Here is a 16,706-nt window from a genome sequence, read left to right as displayed (position 1 = left end):
CAGGGTGACGAACTTCTTAGTGGGCGCCGACGCCGCCCAGGAAAGTGCCGACGAGCAGGTCGGCGGCACGCGGGGCGTCCATGTCTTCGCGCGAAGCCAGATGGAGAAGCTGGATCAGCAGACGGCTCGCCCAGCCTTCGGGAATGTCCGAGCGGAGGAATCCCTCTTCCGTGGCCCGCTGGAGGAACGTGTCCACCTCGGCGGCGAGCCGGCTCCGACGGTCCTGGATGGACGGTTCGGCACGCATCCGGGTGAGCTCGACCGGCCAGGCGCGGTTGACCTCGACGATGCCTTCGGCATAGCGGTGCAGGGCCACGGGAACCGCGGTCTCGGTGAACCGGGCGGCGCGGACGACCTCCTCCACCGCGGTCAGCCGGGAGTCGTAGATGGCCGCCAACAGATCCTCACGAGAGGCGAAGCGCCGGTAGACCGTGCGCCTGTCGACACCTGCTTCGGCGGCGATCGCACCGATGCTCGCCGACGGGTCGCCCGCGAGCATCCGCGCGCCCGTGGTCAGGACGGCTTCGAGATTGCGTGCCGCATCAGCTCTCATGGCCGGGAATGTATCACGTCGCTGTGTCGTTAATCGCTATAAGTGCTACGTTGTTGTGACAGTTATAGAGGCGGAACGATGATCACGAAAGACAGGCTCTTCATCGGCGGCGAGTGGGCGGCGCCGAGCGATCCGGCACCACTGGACATCGTGTCCCCGCACGACCAGGCGGTGCTGGGTCGTGTCGTCCAGGCTCAGCCCGCCGACATCGACCGGGCCGTCGCCGCTGCCAGGACTGCCTTCGACGAAGGCCCGTGGCCGCAGGCCTCGCCCGAAGAGCGGATCGCCGTGCTCCGGCGGCTGAACGCGCTGAGGGAGGTCCGCGCGAACGAGGTCGCCGAGGTGATCTCGGCCGAGAACGGCTCGGCCCTCTGGTTCACCAAGGCCGGACAGCCCGGAGTGGGGCGCCAGGCCGTCTCTTACCTGAAGGCGGCCGAGGAGTTCGGCTGGGAGGAGACGCTCACGCCGTCGGATCCGAACGCGCCGTTCCGGTCGATCGTGCGCCGCGAACCGATCGGTGTGGTCGCCGCGATCATCCCGTGGAACTCGCCGTTCTCGGCGTCGATGGCCAAGATCGTCCCGGCACTGCTCGCGGGGAACACGGTCGTCCTCAAGGTCTCGCCGGAGAACTCGCTCAGCATGAGTCTGCTCGCGGACATGCTGGCGGAGGCCGGGCTGCCGTCCGGGGTGATCAGCGTGCTGCCCGCGCACCGGGAGACCAGCGAGTACCTGGTGAAGCACCCCGGCGTCGACAAGATCGCGTTCACCGGTTCCACCGCCGCCGGCCGCCGGATCGCGTCGCTGGCGGGGGAGCGGTTGAAGCGGGTCAGCCTGGAACTCGGCGGCAAATCCGCGGCCGTGATCCTGCCCGACGCCGTCCTGGGCGACGTCCTCGCCGGACTGAAGTTCGGATCCCTGCTCAACAACGGCGAGGCGTGCATCGCGCAGACGCGGATCCTCGCGCCGAGGAGCCGATACGACGAGGTCGTCGCCGGGCTCAAGGAGATGATGGAGTCCCTGCACGTCGGAGATCCGGCCGACGCGAAGACCTTCATCGGCCCGATGGTGCGGCCCGGCCAGCAGCAGCGGGTGCGCGACTACATCGAACTCGGCATCGCCGAAGGCGCGCGGCTGGTCACCGGAGGTTCCGGAATCCCGGCCGGACTGGACAAGGGCAACTACGTCACGCCGACGTTGTTCGCCGACGTCGACAGCACGATGCGCATCGCCCAGGAGGAGATCTTCGGTCCGGTACTGGTCGTCATACCGTACGACGACGAGGACGACGCGGTCCGCATCGCCAACGATTCGGAGTACGGGCTGTCCGGCGGCGTCTGGTCCGCCGACGAAGAGCACGCGCTCGCCGTCGCTCGGCGGATGCGCACCGGGACCGTCACCGTCAACGGGGCGCCGATCGGCTTCGACGGTCCCTTCGGCGGTTTCAAGGCCAGCGGCATCGGCCGCGAGTACGGCGCGGCGGGCCTAGCTCAGTACGTGGAGCTGAAGACCGTCACCGTGCCGGCCCGGTAACGGTCTCGAGTCGTCACGACTGGCGGGCGCCGGGGATGCTGATCGTGATCCGCTGGTCCTCGGCGACGATCCGCTGAAGCCGGAACCGGCAGAGGGCGTGGAACATCTCGCCCAGCGCCTCGGGGTCGATCCGGCCTTCAAGGTCGCGTCGGCTCGCGTTGAGGACCCGGCTGATCACGGCCGCGGGCACCCGGCCTCCGAACTCGCCCGTCAGCCAGACACCGATTTCGCCGATCTCCTCCGTGATCGTGCGCTGCGCGGTCATCAGCCGTACCCCTCTGCGTCGAAGTTCCGCCGGGCCCGTCCCGGTGAAATCGCGACGTGCGGGCGAAAACCCCATGACGGGAAAACCGCGAGATTGCTCTACTCGGCCTAATCGGACCTCGGTTGCACGGAACCGTGCAGCGGCCGGAGTGATCTCCGGGGAAACCCTGATGCGATCGACTTCCGTTTCTGCCAGCCTCGAAACTGACCATTGTGGACAGTCGGAGAGGAGGGCGCACGCGTAGTGGCCCCACCAAGGGATGAAGAAGTCGAGCAGTGGGTGGCGGAGTTGACGGCCTTCGCCGAGCTCTATCGGGCAGCGGAGACGGCGGGCTCGCCGGAAGCGGTGTCGCACGCCGGGTGGCACGCCGGAGCCAGACTCCGGGCGGGCAGCGCGGACGGCCGATTGCTGGCCTACAAAGATTCGGGCGTCGAGGCGGAGTGCGTCTTCCGGGAGGGGGAACGCACGCTCTTCCACATCATGAGCACCGGCTACGGGAGAGACACCACCGAACGCGGGTTCGCGGTGTGGAGCGAGCGACCGGGCGCGCTGGGAGCGATCGCCCCCGGGGTGACCCGGCTGGAGGTGACCGACGCGGAAGGCGCCGTGATCCGGGCCGACATCGTGGCCCACACCTTCGCCGTGGACGTGGACCTGGGGCCGGAGCCTCGGACGGTCGACGAGGTGTTCGCCCCCTGGGAGCCGCCGGAAGTGACGGTCCGGGTGTACGGCGAGGGCGACACGTTGCGCTACGAAGGTCCCTTGCTGACCAGGTGATCGATCGACGTCCTCGAGGGGCCACAGCCTCTCGAGGACGTCCCGGCCAGCGGGAACCCCGAGAATTCGTGCTCTGGCGGATCCGCGTGGGCCCGATTCCGCTGCAAAGGGCGCTCGCGACCATGGTTTTGTGTGCGGCGAGCCGTGGAAACTGTTCCTCCATTTGCATTCTTGTGTGGCAACTTGATCTCTGATTATCTCTGCGATCTGGGGATTGCTCACTGATCTGGGGGGATTGGCCGGTGCTCAAGCGAGCCTTCTTGTCGATATTCCTTGCCGCCTTGCTGCTGGTCTCTCAGGGGCCGGGTGCGCAAGCGCGGACCGTGGACCGGACAGCGGTCACCGAATCGGACCGAAATCTGGTTCTCATGTTGATGCTCTACGACCCGAGAGCGACCGTCCGGGCCGCCGCTACCACCGCGTACATCGACGACGCGCAGGACGATGCGATCGCCCGGTTCCTGGCGACGGATTACGCGTTCGCCGTGGAGCTGGCCCGGGAAAGCGACGCGACGAACCTCGATTTCGTGCGACGGGTACTCGAAACGTATTTGCCCGAATTCGCACCCGAGGTCCATGCGGCCGCGCAACGGGTCGTCAACGGCTCCCCGAGCGAACGCGAGGCGTTCGTACGCGTCGGATATGCGGCCGCGCAGGACCGGGATCGGCTCGCGCGGGAGAAATCGGGAGAGGCGAAACGCGCGATCATCGAGGCTGATCGCGCGTTCGTCCGCAACGTCGGACAGACCGATCCCGGTGAGCAGGTCCGCGCTGCCGCGTCTTTCGCGCTGCGCCCGGGAGCCGGTGACGGCGGCCTGGTCGAGTTCTTCGCCTACGGCTGGGCAGGCGGGGGACGCCTCGATCTGGACGTCCACCGCGCCCGCGCGGCGGACAACGACATCACTTGGAGAATGACCGCCACACGGTTGGCGAAAGAGGCCTTGGCAGCCGAGAAAGCAGCGTCGGAGGCCTCGGAAGAGGCCGCGGAACACCTTCGCGCGCAGGCCGCACAAGCGTGGCGCGCGGCGGCCGAGCAGACTGGGCCGGCGCGCTCAGCCTGGGCTGAAGCGGCCGAACTGTCCGCGCGGCAGGCCGAGAACTGGCGTGCCGTGGCGGCCGCAGCTCAGGCCGCGACCGGGCCGAACTGGCAGGCCATCGGCGGTCCCGCGGTGGGCAATGAGCAGCAATGGTCCGCGGAGCACGACTGGGCGGGCGAGCGTGCTCAGTACTGGCGGGATCTCTTGGCCGAAGCGCAGGCCGGGGAAACCCGGATGGCACGCGCTTCCTGAATCCGCAGAGCCGGAATTCCTTTCTTTCCTTCTTTTCTGACTGGGGGTTGATGATGCGTGCGTTGAGGCGGTCGAGCCGAAGATCGGTCCTCGTCCTGCTGTCCTTGGCCGTGTTCGCCGGGCTGGTGCAGCCCGCCGCGAGCGCTCCACGATCCACCTGGTCGACGGCGTCTGCCGTGACCGTGCGGTCGGACGAGCCGCGGCCGATGCCCGAGTCGTGGTGGAAGGACTGGGACGGCACGTCCGGCCAGGTGAACCTCGGCGACCCCAGACTGAGGCAGCTCGTCGCGGACAATGCCGAACTGCACGAGGACGTCGAGGTCAGGGAAGCGGCGACCGCCGCACTCGCCCAGGGCGAAGCCGGGATCTTCGAGTTCCTGTCGACCGGTCACGACGCCGCCGTGGCCAGGGCGACGGCACGCAAGCAGGAGGCCGCCAGACAGGATCGCACCGCGGTCGAGGCGATGGCGGGAACCGGTGGCCCGTACCTCGAAGCGGGGGTCAGCCGGGTACTCGCCGGTTCGGACGCCGATCGCTCGAACTTCCTCGCCTATGGCGCGGAGATCGAACGATCCCGAGACGAACAGGTGGTGGCGGACGCGCGGGAGAGGGCCGCGCTGTTGCGCTCCCGGACCGAGATGCTGGCCGGCGTCGGTGGGCCCGAAGTACGGACGGCGGCCCAGCTCGCTTTGTCCCAGGGGGACACGGCGATCGCCGCCTTCCTCAACGGCGGGTACCTGGCGGCATCCAAAAAGGACGCCGACGCGCGTGAGGCATACCTCCGTGAGCAGGAGGAACGCGCCAAAGCCGCCGAGCAGCTCACCGAGCTGGCCAAGCGGGCCGCGCGCGCCTCGACCGCCCGCAAGAACCTGCTCGTCGCGCACGGCAACGGGGTACGGGCCCTGGAATGGGCGGCCAACGCGATGATCGCGGCCGCCAACGAGGCTCGGCGCGCCGCGCAGATCCTGGCGGCCAACGAAGCGGGCGGAATCCATCCGCCGTCGGCGTTCGACGAGGTGAAACGGGAAGCGGCCCGTCAGCTGGACTCGGCGCAGCGCGCGGTGAACGACGCACGGCAGGCTTCGGCGACCGCGACGGTCGAGGCGAGCGTCCTCGTCGAGGTGAACCTCCCCTACGGCGCGAAGTGGGCCGAGATGGCCAGGGGAATGGCCGCGGCTTCGGAAGCCGCCGCCGGCGCCGCTCAGACCGCGCGACAGGCGATCGACGCCACGGCCGCGGTCGACGCCGCGCGGAACGCGCAGGAAAAGGCCGAACGGCACGCCGAAGAAGCCGCGAAATGGCGAACCCACGCCGAGGAACACGCCCGGTCGGCGGCCAGGATCGCCGAGGCCGCGCGTGTACAGGCGGTCGCGGCGCAGGACGCGGCGGCCCGGACCAAGCAGGCCCGGGTCGAAGCGGAGCAGGCCGAACAGGCCGCGTGGCGAGAGGCCGCGAAGGCACACGAAGCCCGGATGCGGGCCGATGACGAACAGCGCAAGGCAGCGGATCAACGCCGGATCGCCGAGCAGGAACGAACGAACGCGGCGAACGAGCGTGCCGCCGCCGAACGGGACGCGACGACGGCACGGACCAAACGAGGCGAAGCCGAACGTCAGGCCGGCCTCGCCCATGACGCGCGCGGGCGTGCCGACGAGCAGGACCGAGTGGCGCAGCGGACCTCGGACGCCGCGGTCGACGAAGAGCGCAAAGCCGCGGACGCACGCGGGCGAGCCTTCGCAGCCGAGCAGGCGAGACAAGCAGCCGAAGCGAGGGCGCAGGCGTTGGCGGCGGGAGCGGCGGCAGCCGCCGGTACCGGGTACGAACAGGAGGCGAAGAACGCCGCTGCCCAGGCCAGGACCGAGGCGGGACAGGCAGAGCAGGCCGCGCGATAGGCGAGAGCCGCGGCGGACGCCGCCACCGGCGCGGCCGTCAGCGCACGGACTCACGCGACCGAGGCGACCAGAGCCGCGGCTCGCGCCCGGGCCGCTGCCGACCAGGCCGCCTATCACGCCAAGGAGGCCGACAGGTGGGCGCGGGAAGCCGAGTCGGCGGCCGCGGCGACCCATTTCCTGGCCGAGCAGGCGAACGTCAAAGCCGCCGAAGCGACCGTGTTCGAGGTGAAGGCCGCCGAAGCCGCACGAGCCGCGACCCAGCTGGCCGAACAAGCCGCGGAGCAGGCATTCCTGTCCTTGCGCGCGGCCGAACGCACGAAGGCCGAGGCGGACGCGGCAGCGGCGGAGTCGGTGTCCGCCGCGACGCAGGCCGGCATCGCGGTCCAGGCCGCGCAGGGTGCGCGCGCTTCGGCGCAGGGCGTGATCGAGCGGGCGAACACCGCGGTCACGATCGCCGTGCCGTTCAGTGGTACCGATCTCGGCGCCGACTTCGTGCAGTGGGTGGCGGAAGAGGCTCGTAAGGTCGGCGCCGAGCAGGCGAATGCGGCCGAGCAGCGGGCGCTGGCCGCCCAGGAAGCGGCAAGGCTGGCGCGGGAGGCGGCCGACCGTGCCGCCGCCGAGGTGAAACCCGCGTACGAGGCCGCGGCCCAAGCCGCGGCCTCGGCAGGTGCCGCGGCCAGGTCGGCGGCGGACGCGCAGAAGGCCGCGGCCGATGCCGCGGCCGACGGCGCTGCGGCCAGGGCCGCGGGCGACCGCGCACGGCAGGCCGACGCGCAGGCGAAAGCGGACGCGGTGGCGGCGCGTCAGTCCGCTAACACCGCCGGCAACGACGCCGCCATCGCGGGTAAGGCGGCTTCAGCGGCCGAGGCGGACGCCGCCGCGGCCAGGGACGCCGCGACCCGGGCCGAGAAGGACGCGGCCGCTGCGCGCGACGCCGCGTCGAAGGCCGAAGCCGACGCCGAGGCCGCCCGGAAAGCCGCGGACGACGCACAAGCCGCCGCGGATCGCGCGTCCGATGCGGCTCGCAACGCCCAGGATTCGGCCACTGACGCGCAGAAGGCAGCGGACCGTGCGGAAGAGCAGGCTCGCCGGGACGAAGCCGAACGTCGTCGTCAGGTGTCCGGCCAACTCGAACCCGGTGAGCCGGATTTGACAGCCGACGAAGAGGAGATGCTGCTGGCGTCGGACGTTGGCGGGGACATCCAGGCCTACCGGGACGCGTTGCCCGCGGTGAACAAGACGATTCCCGAGTTCCTGCTGGAGGTCGGCGCCGAGGCCCTGAACGGTCTACTCGGCATCGACGACGCGAAGAAGTGTTTCGGTGAAGGAAACATCGAAAGCTGCATCTGGACGATCATCAACATCGGGAACTTCCTCGTCATTCTCGGGAAGCTGCCGGTCATCGGGAAGGCGATCGTCCGCGTGGTGGCCGGGGTGGCCAAGTACATCGAGGCGTCCGATCTCGGCCGCAAGGTGCTGGGCCGCGTCCGCTCGGTCTTCTCCAAGTTCCGGCTGGATTGCGTCGTCCAGATCGCCGACGAGGTCACGCCATCGAGGACGGCGGCGTCCCCTTCGACGGCCGAGTCCCGGATTCAGGCGAAGGTCTGCCTGATCAAGAAACCGAAGATCACCCACGAAAGGCTTCAGCACTCGTTCAAACACGCCGCGGAATGGTTCGGCCGTCCGACGACCCAGGCGGATTTCGTCGAGTGGACCGCCCTGATCGAGCGGGGAATCAAGAGCAAGAAGATCGTGCCCTGGAGCTCCGCCGGCACGCCAACATGGGCGATGATCAACCGGTTCGGCAACGACTGGTTCGTGGTACAGATCTTTCAGGACACGAATCTGCTCGCCACGGCCATCCGGCCGAATCCAGGCCAGCTGTCAGCGATGCTCAAGCTTCTGAAGGAGTGAGATGACCACGTTCCGCCGGGAGCTGACCCCCGCCGGGTCGCATCTTTCGCTGGCGGTCTACTCGAGACGGAAGAGCACCGAATCCGTCTTCGCGACGGCGCTGGAGCTCGTCAGAGGGAGTGTCGAATCCGACTCCCGGTATCTGGAGACCGCTCCGCGCCGAGTGCTGGACGACGAGACGGTGGATGTCCAGGAGGTCCTCACCGAAGTCGATTTCGGCGAAAACAGTGTTCCCGCCGGGCTCACGGTAGGGGACGACCGATTGCCGGTCCGCGCTTACGTCCGCACGAAACGGTTCGGGCCGATCGTGGTTGAGCGAGTGATGGTCTTCGACCGCACGCTCAGGGAACGGCAGGCGGTGGAGGCGCACCTGGCCGACGAGGAACTCGGGATTCCGGCCGAACACTGGTCCGGCAAGGACCGGCGCCGGGCGGAAGCGCGCTACAGCTGGGCGAGCGAGCTGTTCAGGCGGATGTGCGTGGCCACCGACGCGCTCTACGGGCAGCTGGTGAACGAAGCCACGTTGCCGACCCCGGCGCAGATCCTCGACGGCATTCCGGTGGAGGGCGCGGTCTTTCTCTCCGCCGAGGCCATCGGTTCTTCGCAAGAGTTCATCGAAACGATGAGGGCCCGATACGGGCGGGACGTGGCCACCGAGCTCGACAACGGCGTGCTGCTGGACGGACTCGTCCCGTTCGGGAAGACCGGTGTGACCTATCGGAACTCGCGGGAGTTCACCGCGGAGATCACCGGGTTTCTCGCGAGAAGGCTTCGCGCTTTGGCGCGATGAGAGTGTCGAACGAAACTGGAGGGGCTTTGAGGAGAGGAACACTGGGCAGAGCCGTGCTGCCCGTCGCCATCGCGCTGGTCGTCGGGATGACACAGCCGTCGACGGCCACCGCGGTACCCGTGGCAGGCCAGCAGATACAGGCCGTGCCTGCCGCGTCTCAGCAAGAAAAAGCGAAGGCGCTCACCGAACTGGGGATCGAACCGACGCCGGCGCTGCTGAGACTCACCGACCGCAACTTCGTCTTCGAGGTCTGGAAGATCGCCACCGGTGCCGAGGTCCGGGCGTCGGCCGAACTCGCCATGGTGCCGTCGAATGATGACGCGTGCACACAGTGGATCAAGACCGGGGCAAAGGAGGCTCGGGCCCGCGATCGGGCCAACGAGCAACGGGACGTCGAAACGGCCCGGCTGGCCCTTGAGCTCAAACGCAACGGGGCGGCGGCCATCTACCTCACGGTCGTGGAGTACGACGTGTTGCTGCGCAGCTACCGGGACTTCGTGTACTGGCTCTGCGAGCGAGCTCCGGGGCCGAAGGTGAAGCAGGCCGCCTGGGCGGCGTTCGAAGGAACCGAAGAAGCGCAGAAGGAGTTCCTGCGCGTGGGCATCTTCGAGATGCACGCCCAGGACCAACAGGATAAACGAGACGCCGACCAGGAGAAGTCGGAAGCGGAAAAGGCGGTCGAGGCGTGGAACGCCACCAAGTCCGCGGCCGCGGCCAGGGTCGGACTGGTGCCGAACGCGTCACTGCTGGTGCTGCCGGACGACGGGTTCATCTGGGAGATCTGGGAGCGCAGTACTCAGGGCAGCGAGGTCTACTTGGCCGCCACGAACGCCGTGCGGAGCAAGGATCCGGCAGTCTGGAAGGAATTCATCCAGTCCGGCGTCCACGCCGCGTACGGCAAGGACCGGCAGAACACGCTCGCCAAACGCGACGAGGACAACCGCCGCCGGGCCCAGCAGATCGGCGCCAAGGCGACCAACAGCATGGTCCGGCCCGCGCTCGCGGAGGCGGCAAGGGTCGCGCTGGCAGGGACGCCGGACGACGTCGAACGGTTCCTCGCGGTCGGCCAGCACCAGGCGCTCGGCCAGTCGCTGGGCGCGGTCAAGGCAGGTAACCGGGGTTCGTACATCAGCGAGCCGAACGGCGCGGTCGTCCCCGCCACCACGCAGCCCACTTTCGCCTGGAAGATCATGCCCGGGCTGGCCGACCCGAACTGCGTGTCACTCGAGTCGCCCACCCGCCCCGACTTCTACGTGATGCAGTCCGAAGGAGAGGTGTACGTCAGGCCCAGTGACGACACCGACGGGTTCCGTCGCAACGCCACCTGGTGCGCACGTCCAGGGGCGCTCATCGGCGCCGGTGTGTCACTCGAATCCGTGGGCAGGCCGGGTGCCTTCCTCCGGCACAAGGGTGGTCTGGTGGCCGGGAAGAACGGCCCCTACTGCGTGCCGACCGGACCGCCGCAGCCTGGGCAGCTGCCTGGCGAGATCTGCCAGAACAGGGACCATCCCGACTACTTCGCGGTGGAGGCGACGTGGACGATCGACGCCCCGAAACCGCCGGAAACGACCGAAATCACTCGTCGGTACCTCAATGACGATGCGATTCACGCGCGGCTCGGCAACCCCGTCGCCGCGGAAGAGGTCGACGGCGCGGTGCGGTTCCGCGACTACGCGAAGGGCAGGCTCTACTGGAGCGCGCGGACCGGCGTCAAACAGCTGGAAGGTTTGATCCTCGCCGAGTACCGCCGGATCGGCGCGCACCGGGCGGCGAACTTCGGGCCGCCGACGACCGACGAGACCGGCACTCCCGACAAGGTGGGCCGGTACAACCACTTCGTCGACGGCGGGTCGATCTACTGGACACCGAACACCGGCGCGCATGAAACCTACGGGCCGATCAAAGCCAAGTGGGCGTCCCTGGACTGGGAGCGGTCCTATCTGAAGTACCCGACCAGCGGCGTGGAAACCGTGGGTGCGATTCAGCGGCAGCTGTTCCAGGGCGGACGTATCGAATACGATCCGGCGACCGGCAAGACCACGGCTTATCGGCCGTAAATCACGTGAAGGCCCCCTTCATCGCGTCGAGCGCGGTGAAGGGGGCCTTCACGTACTAAGGGATCAGCCGTTCGGAGTCGTGATCACGGCGAATTTGGATCCCTGGCCGGCGATCCGCTCGCTGAGATCGGTGGTGATCGTCTCGATCGGCGCGTAGTTGTTCAGCTCACCGGCCTGGCAGGGGCCCGAGCGGGACTGCTGGTTGCCAATCAGGATGCCCAGCGCCGCGTGGTCGGCCTGGCTGAACAACGGGCCGCCGCTGTCGCCCGGGCGGGCGCACAGGTCGGTGTTGATGCCGACGTCCGTGGACAGGACCCGGCCGCAGCGGGTACCGACGAGATAGCCGGCGCCCGCGCCACTGTCGACGGAGTCCGGGTAGTTCACCGCGCTCGACGCCGTCCCGGAAGCACAGACGACGTAGCCCGCCTTGATGTCGGCGAGCTTGCGGGCGCCGGTGATGTACTCGTCGACCGAGGTGGCCTGCTGGCCGCACGGGGTGTCGGAGTTGCTGTCCATGCCGCCGTTGCGGCAGTACTTGAGCACCCGGTTGCGGCCGGTCTGGCCTTCGAGCCACTTCGTCGACGCCGCGTCGTTGACGTACGGCAGCGCCGCGTAGTCGTACGGGTAGGAACTCTTCTCGATGCCGTGCTGCTGCAGGACGTCGTTGCCGTTGTGCTGGGTCGGCGTGTTGTTGGTCTTCGTCCGCATGCAGTGGCCCGCGGTCAGGACCCAGCCCTTGCCGGGGAAACCGCCGCCGGTGGACCGCAGGTTGAAGGCGCTGGTGCAGCCGCCCCAGGTGCCGTCGTCGCGCTTCATGTCCAGCCGGAGGCCGCCGCGCATCGGGCCGTAGTTCGTGCAATAGAGCGGATGACAGAAACCCAGGTCCACGTTCGGTGTGGACAGCGCGTTCGGGTTCTTCAGCACACGGGAGACGACCAGGCCGGATTCCGCCGCCGCGGCCTGGCGCGCGGTGTTCACTTCGGCGGTCACGACGTCGCCCGCGGCGCGGACGGCCGCCTTCTCCTGTGCCACCCAGTCGCGTTCCCACAGCACGACGCGGTTCTCGGACTCGCTCACCGACGGCAGGTAGACCGCTTCCGGTCCCGCGCCGACCTTGGCCGCGACACGGTTCTTCGCCGCCGTGAGCTGCCGCAGCGAATGCTGGACCTGTTGCGTGCGAACCTCGGCACGGTCCGGCATCGCCTTGAGGTAGGGCTCCGCCGCCGCGGGTTCGGTCATGGCCACGACCAGCTGGCCCTTTTCCTGGTCGAGCCACATTCCGCCGTATTCGGCGCCGCGATCGCGCTGCAGCAGCTCGTCCAGTTTGCCGCCGTCCGTCTGCAATTCCAGACGACGCAACGCTTCCTGCTCGTCCACCCGGTAGTTTTCGACCAGGTATCGCACCGACTCCCGCACGGAAGCGGGGTCGAGCGAGGTGTGGAACGCCTGTACGGTGCCGGCCGACGCCGAGCCGCCCAGTGCCGTGGTCGCTGCCAGCACCGAAACGGCAAGGGCCCCCAGTCTTCTAGCTCTCCGCACGAGATCTCCTCACATGTCGGGGACTTCGCGATCATTTAACCGGAGGACGCCGACAGGCCGTGGAGGGTTTCCGGCATTGCCGGGCACCCCGTGCCGACCAAACGGACGGCACGGGGCAAAACGCGCTACAGACTGGGCTCTCGCCGCTGCTTTCCTTGGCGGGCTTTGACAATCCAGGCGCCGAAAAGGGTCAGCAGGCCGACACACGTGCCCGCCGACGCGCCGACTTCCGGAGTGCTGATCTTGATGAGACCGACGACGATCGCGCCGCCGATCATCAGCAGGAGGCACATGCGCAAGGTCGGGGCCCAGCCGGCGAGAACCGTCATCGCGAGGCAGAGCCAGCTGTCGCGGGTCTGCACTTTGCGGTGGCGTCCCGGAGTCCTCAGGAGTGGCCGCGCCGCACGGATCATCTCCGCGGACGTGGCGACCCGGCGAGGTGGCTCCTCGACGTGCTCGATGACGACTTTGACCCGTCGGGGTGGGCTGCTGTCTGGTGTCTTCGCATTGTCAGGCTGTAAGGTCACGGCGTCCTTTCCTTGTTCTGGCGAGTGAGCGAACGGACATCCGCGTGGCCTCCTGTTACCGCAGGGGGCCACGCGTGCGTTACCGGTTCTTGACCCGGCAGAGAACATCTTGGCGAAAGCAGACTGTGACCGTTCAGTAGTACTGCGTGTGTCGCGCTGAACGGTATGCCTGCGTCGCTCAACGGTCTGGGTGACTTCGAAAGCTACTCAAGGTAGTCGGCGGCGCCGAATGGACGAGTGCCGTCAAACCGGCTCGCCGGTCCGAAGACTTGCCTCGGCCGCGTCGGACCAGGTCACCGCGAGATGCGCCGCCGCAGTGATCCGCGCAGGTGGAAGAGCATCTTGCCGAAGTCGTGCGCGAGGGTTCCGAAGTATGAGAAATACTGAGCGCAACCGGTGGGTACGGTCAACTTCGGCCGGCTCCGAGCATTCGTGCTCACGGTGAGTTCACCCGATCGGCGGGGCGGGCGGTGGCAGCTGCGTCATCCGGCTCACCAACAGCGAGTGACTGCTCTGATCGAGTGGTCACACGCCGGACACATCCTCGAAGGTCAGGCGTCGGCCGTGCGCGTGGCGTGAAGACTGCTCAGCAACGCGAGAGCGTGGGCGCTCGGGGTGGCGGGTTCGGCGTGGTAGATGATCAGCTGCTGGCCGGGAGCACCGCGTACGTCGAACGCCTGGTAGGTGAGGGTGAGCGGCCCGACGTCGGGATGCACGAGATGTTTGGGTTCGCGGGTCTTGCCGCGTACCTGATGGGTCTCCCACAGTTCACGGAACCGCGTGCTGCCTTCACTGAGCTCCGCCACCAAGGCTCGCAGGCCGGGTTGTTGCGCGGGGAAGCCCGTCGCGACTCGCAGGTTCGCCACGGTCGCCTGCGCCGTCCAGTCCCAGCGCGCGTAGAACAGCGGGGCCGCCGGGTCGAGGAAGGTCATCCGGGCGAGGTTGTCCGCCACCCGGAACGGCGAGAAGAGCGCGTCCGCGAGGGCGTTCGTGGCCAGGACGTTCAGGACGGGATCGAGCACGAAGGCGGGAGTGTGCGGATAGCCGTCCATGAGCTGACGCAGTTCTGGGCTCACCGCCCTGGATGTCGGCGCGGAAATGTCCTCCGGTGTCGCCCCGGCGAGCCGGTACAGGTGCTCACGAGTGTCGGGATCGAGATCCAGCGCCCGGCAGAGCGCGTCGAGCACCTGTGGCGACGGGCGGGTTTCACGTCCCTGTTCCAGGCGCGTGTAGTAGTCGGCGTTCACCCCGGCCAGTACGGCCACTTCTTCGCGGCGCAGTCCGGGCACCTTGCGGCGGCCGGAATAGACGACGCCCGCGTCTTCGGGGGTTCGCGCCGCACGGCATGAACGCAGGAACGCCCCCAGCTCACCGTTGCCCATGACGCCAGGGTAGGTCGCCCGCCTGGCGCGTTGCCTGGGTGTGCCACACCCAGGCAACGCGCGTCCTGCCATCGGTTCCCGTCGCCGCCGACGCTGATCGGTATGACAAGCGACATCGACGTGGTCGGCATGTGGGTCACCGCGGACGGCCACATCCGGCAGGAACTGCGCGCGGACGGGCGCTACGACGAAGCGCGCGGCAGACGCCGCAGCGCCTACACCGGTCGCTACACGGTGACCGGAAGCCATCTCGACTACGTGGACGACACCGGGTTCACCGCGACGGGCGACATTCGCGACGGCGTGCTCTACCACGAGCATCTCGTCCTGTATCGCGAGTCCACCGCAAACCACCGAGGGCAGGTGCGGCGATGAGCGTGCGCCGTGAACTGGCGGGCAAGGTCGCGTTGATCACGGGCGCGACCGGCGGCATCGGACAGGCGACCGCGGAACTGTTCGCCCGCGAAGGTGCCCGCCTGATCGTCACGGACCTAGCCCAGGAGACCGTGGACGAGCTCGCCGCACGCCTGGCGGCCGAGGGAGCCGACGTGCTGGCGGCCCGGTTGGACGTCTCCTCGGCCGAGAACTGGAGCGAGGTCGTCGAGCTGACCCGACGCCGTTTCGGCGGCCTCGACATCCTGGTCAACCTCGCCGGCATCGTGGACTGGCCCGGCATCGAGGACACCACCCAGGACGCCTGGGAACGGGTGATCGCGGTCAACCAGACCGGCACCTGGCTGGGCATGAAGACCGCGATGCCCCTGCTGCGCGCCTCCGGTAACGCCTCGATCGTCAACACCTCCTCGGTGCTCGGCCTGGTCGGCAGCGGGGCGGCCGCCGCGTACCAGGCGTCCAAGGGAGCGGTGCGGCTGCTGACCAAGACCGCGGCCGTCGAGTACGCGACCCGCGGCGTGCGGGTCAATTCGGTACATCCTGGTGTCGTCGCCACCCCGATGATCCAGGATCTGCTCGACGAACAGGGCGACCGGCAACCCGACATCGCGCGCACCCCCATGCGTCGCGCGGGCGTCCCCGCCGAGGTCGCCTCGGCCATGCTCTTCCTGGCGGGCGACGGATCGTCGTTCGTCACCGGGACGGAGCTCGTCGTCGACGGCGGCCTCACCGCCTACTGACCAACTCGGCTCAACTCAGTAGGAGGAGCGCGTAGTAGGCGAGGAAGTGCTCGACCATGTACGCGCCGCCTGTGGTCTGCGCGAGTGAGGCATGGGTGTGCGTGCGCGCGGTTTCGAGCAGGTCGGGGATTCGCGCGTCGTCGGCGGAGAGGGACTGCGCGAGGCGGTGCCAGCACCAGGCGCGGTGCAGGTTGAGGCCGTGCAGGTGGGCGATCTGCCCGTCGGAGGTGTCGGACACGATCGCCGGGGTGAACAGCGTCGCGGGTTCACGGTCGGCGATTCCGGGCAGGAACCCCTGCAGCCAGTCCGCGAACTCGGCCGGAGACAGCAGGCGGGTCATGAGTTCGGCTTCGGCGAGGGCGGGGGAGAGGAAATCGGCTCCGGACGGTTCCCAGGAGCCGGGGTAGTCGCGGTCGGAGCCGAACCACCGCCGGGCGGTCTCGGTGATGACCAGACGCAGCCGCGGGTCGCCTTGATCGGCCAGGTGGCCCGCGTACGGCAGGGCGCGGGACAACCCGAAAGCGCCGTTTTCGTGTATGCCGTACCGGATCGGATAAGTGGCCCGTGGCAGCCAATCGAGGTAGCGGGTCACGAACAACGCGCTCAGCTCTCGCAGGTTCGCCGACCAGCGTGCGGCGTCCGGGTCGTCCCAGGTGGCGGTTTCGAAAGCGAGTTCCAAGAGTGCCGACCAGCCATAGGGGCGCTGGGTGTTGCGATGCTCGTCGGGCGTGAAGAAGGCGACTTCGCCCGCGAGTGCCTCGGCGGTCAGGTGTGCGTCGAGGACGCCGCGGATCTCTTCGGCAGGCACGAGTTCGGGGTGATGACGCAGCAGGCGCACGAGCACCCAGAACATCTCTACGCAGGAATGCCAGTCGAAACTGCCGTAAAAGCACGGATGCGACTGTTTCGGGGCGGGGATGGCCACGCCTTCGTGATGCCAGTGGCTCTCGTGGTGCGGAAACTCGCGCACGACGTTGGTCAGTGCCGTCCTGGCCAGATCCCCGGCACCTGTCGCGAGTAGTCGGCTTCGTTCGCTTTCCCATTCGTTCATGGACTCG

Annotated in this window: 15 protein-coding genes; 9 read left to right on the top strand and 6 right to left on the bottom strand. The window is 68.4% G+C overall.

Annotated elements, in window-relative coordinates; all coding sequences use genetic code 11:
• Window positions 1-16: 16 nt before the first annotated feature.
• Window positions 17-553, bottom strand: coding sequence for a helix-turn-helix domain-containing protein (locus AB0N89_RS01925; RefSeq protein WP_364199175.1), 537 nt, complete (start codon window positions 551-553; stop codon window positions 17-19).
• A 78-nt stretch (window positions 554-631) separates the two neighbouring features.
• Between AB0N89_RS01925 and AB0N89_RS01920 the strand changes: the two genes are divergently transcribed.
• Window positions 632-2,083, top strand: coding sequence for an aldehyde dehydrogenase (locus tag AB0N89_RS01920; RefSeq protein WP_364199173.1), 1,452 nt, complete (start codon window positions 632-634; stop codon window positions 2,081-2,083).
• A 13-nt stretch (window positions 2,084-2,096) separates the two neighbouring features.
• Here AB0N89_RS01920 and AB0N89_RS01915 read toward each other — a convergent pair whose 3' ends face one another.
• Complete coding sequence (locus AB0N89_RS01915; RefSeq protein WP_364199171.1) at window positions 2,097-2,348, bottom strand: hypothetical protein; 252 nt, start codon at window positions 2,346-2,348, stop codon at window positions 2,097-2,099.
• Between the two features lie 279 nt (window positions 2,349-2,627).
• On the opposite strand from AB0N89_RS01915, the gene AB0N89_RS01910 reads away from it, so the two are divergent.
• The 6 genes from AB0N89_RS01910 (at window position 2,628) to AB0N89_RS01885 (ending at window position 11,067) form a co-directional block, all read left to right on the top strand.
• Complete coding sequence (locus AB0N89_RS01910; protein WP_364199169.1) at window positions 2,628-3,125, top strand: hypothetical protein; 498 nt, start codon at window positions 2,628-2,630, stop codon at window positions 3,123-3,125.
• A gap of 368 nt (window positions 3,126-3,493) precedes the next feature.
• Window positions 3,494-4,414, top strand: coding sequence for a hypothetical protein (locus AB0N89_RS01905; protein ID WP_364199167.1), 921 nt, complete (start codon window positions 3,494-3,496; stop codon window positions 4,412-4,414).
• 62 nt (window positions 4,415-4,476) lie between these two features.
• Window positions 4,477-6,306, top strand: a complete 1,830-nt coding sequence (locus AB0N89_RS01900; protein ID WP_364199165.1) for a hypothetical protein — start codon at window positions 4,477-4,479, stop codon at window positions 6,304-6,306.
• 216 nt (window positions 6,307-6,522) lie between these two features.
• Window positions 6,523-8,220 carry a hypothetical protein gene (locus AB0N89_RS01895; protein ID WP_364199163.1) on the top strand — a complete coding sequence of 566 codons (1,698 nt, stop codon included), beginning with the start codon at window positions 6,523-6,525 and terminating at the stop codon, window positions 8,218-8,220.
• Window position 8,221: 1 nt separating this feature from the next.
• Complete coding sequence (locus AB0N89_RS01890; RefSeq protein WP_364199161.1) at window positions 8,222-9,010, top strand: hypothetical protein; 789 nt, start codon at window positions 8,222-8,224, stop codon at window positions 9,008-9,010.
• Between the two features lie 26 nt (window positions 9,011-9,036).
• Window positions 9,037-11,067: an AbfB domain-containing protein gene (locus AB0N89_RS01885; RefSeq protein ID WP_364199159.1), complete on the top strand. Its 2,031-nt coding sequence runs from the start codon at window positions 9,037-9,039 to the stop codon at window positions 11,065-11,067.
• A 63-nt stretch (window positions 11,068-11,130) separates the two neighbouring features.
• Here the strand turns inward: AB0N89_RS01885 and AB0N89_RS01880 are convergent, their stop codons facing one another.
• From AB0N89_RS01880 to AB0N89_RS01870, 3 genes are all read right to left on the bottom strand, one after another.
• A complete protein-coding gene (locus AB0N89_RS01880; RefSeq protein ID WP_364199157.1) occupies window positions 11,131-12,606 on the bottom strand; it encodes a trypsin-like serine protease in 1,476 nt (491 codons plus the stop codon).
• Between the two features lie 125 nt (window positions 12,607-12,731).
• A complete protein-coding gene (locus tag AB0N89_RS01875) occupies window positions 12,732-12,968 on the bottom strand; it encodes a hypothetical protein (protein WP_364199155.1) in 237 nt (78 codons plus the stop codon).
• A gap of 716 nt (window positions 12,969-13,684) precedes the next feature.
• Window positions 13,685-14,515: a helix-turn-helix transcriptional regulator gene (locus AB0N89_RS01870; protein WP_364199153.1), complete on the bottom strand. Its 831-nt coding sequence runs from the start codon at window positions 14,513-14,515 to the stop codon at window positions 13,685-13,687.
• Between the two features lie 102 nt (window positions 14,516-14,617).
• Here AB0N89_RS01870 and AB0N89_RS01865 point away from each other — a divergent pair, with 102 nt between their 5' ends.
• Entirely contained in the window at window positions 14,618-14,890 is a 273-nt protein-coding gene (locus AB0N89_RS01865) for an Atu4866 domain-containing protein (protein WP_364199151.1), read from the top strand.
• Window positions 14,887-15,648, top strand: a complete 762-nt coding sequence (locus tag AB0N89_RS01860; RefSeq protein ID WP_364199149.1) for a glucose 1-dehydrogenase — start codon at window positions 14,887-14,889, stop codon at window positions 15,646-15,648. The genes AB0N89_RS01865 and AB0N89_RS01860 overlap by 4 nt, the downstream gene beginning before the upstream one ends.
• 10 nt (window positions 15,649-15,658) lie before the next feature.
• On the opposite strand, the gene AB0N89_RS01855 is transcribed toward AB0N89_RS01860, so the two are convergent.
• On the bottom strand, window positions 15,659-16,699 hold the full coding sequence (locus AB0N89_RS01855) for a DUF2891 domain-containing protein (protein WP_364199147.1): 1,041 nt from the start codon (window positions 16,697-16,699) through the stop codon (window positions 15,659-15,661).
• Window positions 16,700-16,706: the final 7 nt, after the last annotated feature.

Origin of the sequence: Amycolatopsis sp. NPDC089917 (assembly GCF_040684635.1) — a bacterium.
Classification (GTDB): domain Bacteria; phylum Actinomycetota; class Actinomycetes; order Mycobacteriales; family Pseudonocardiaceae; genus Amycolatopsis.
The sequence above is the reverse complement of the archived record's forward strand: the minus strand, read 5'-3'. Positions and strand labels throughout refer to the sequence as shown.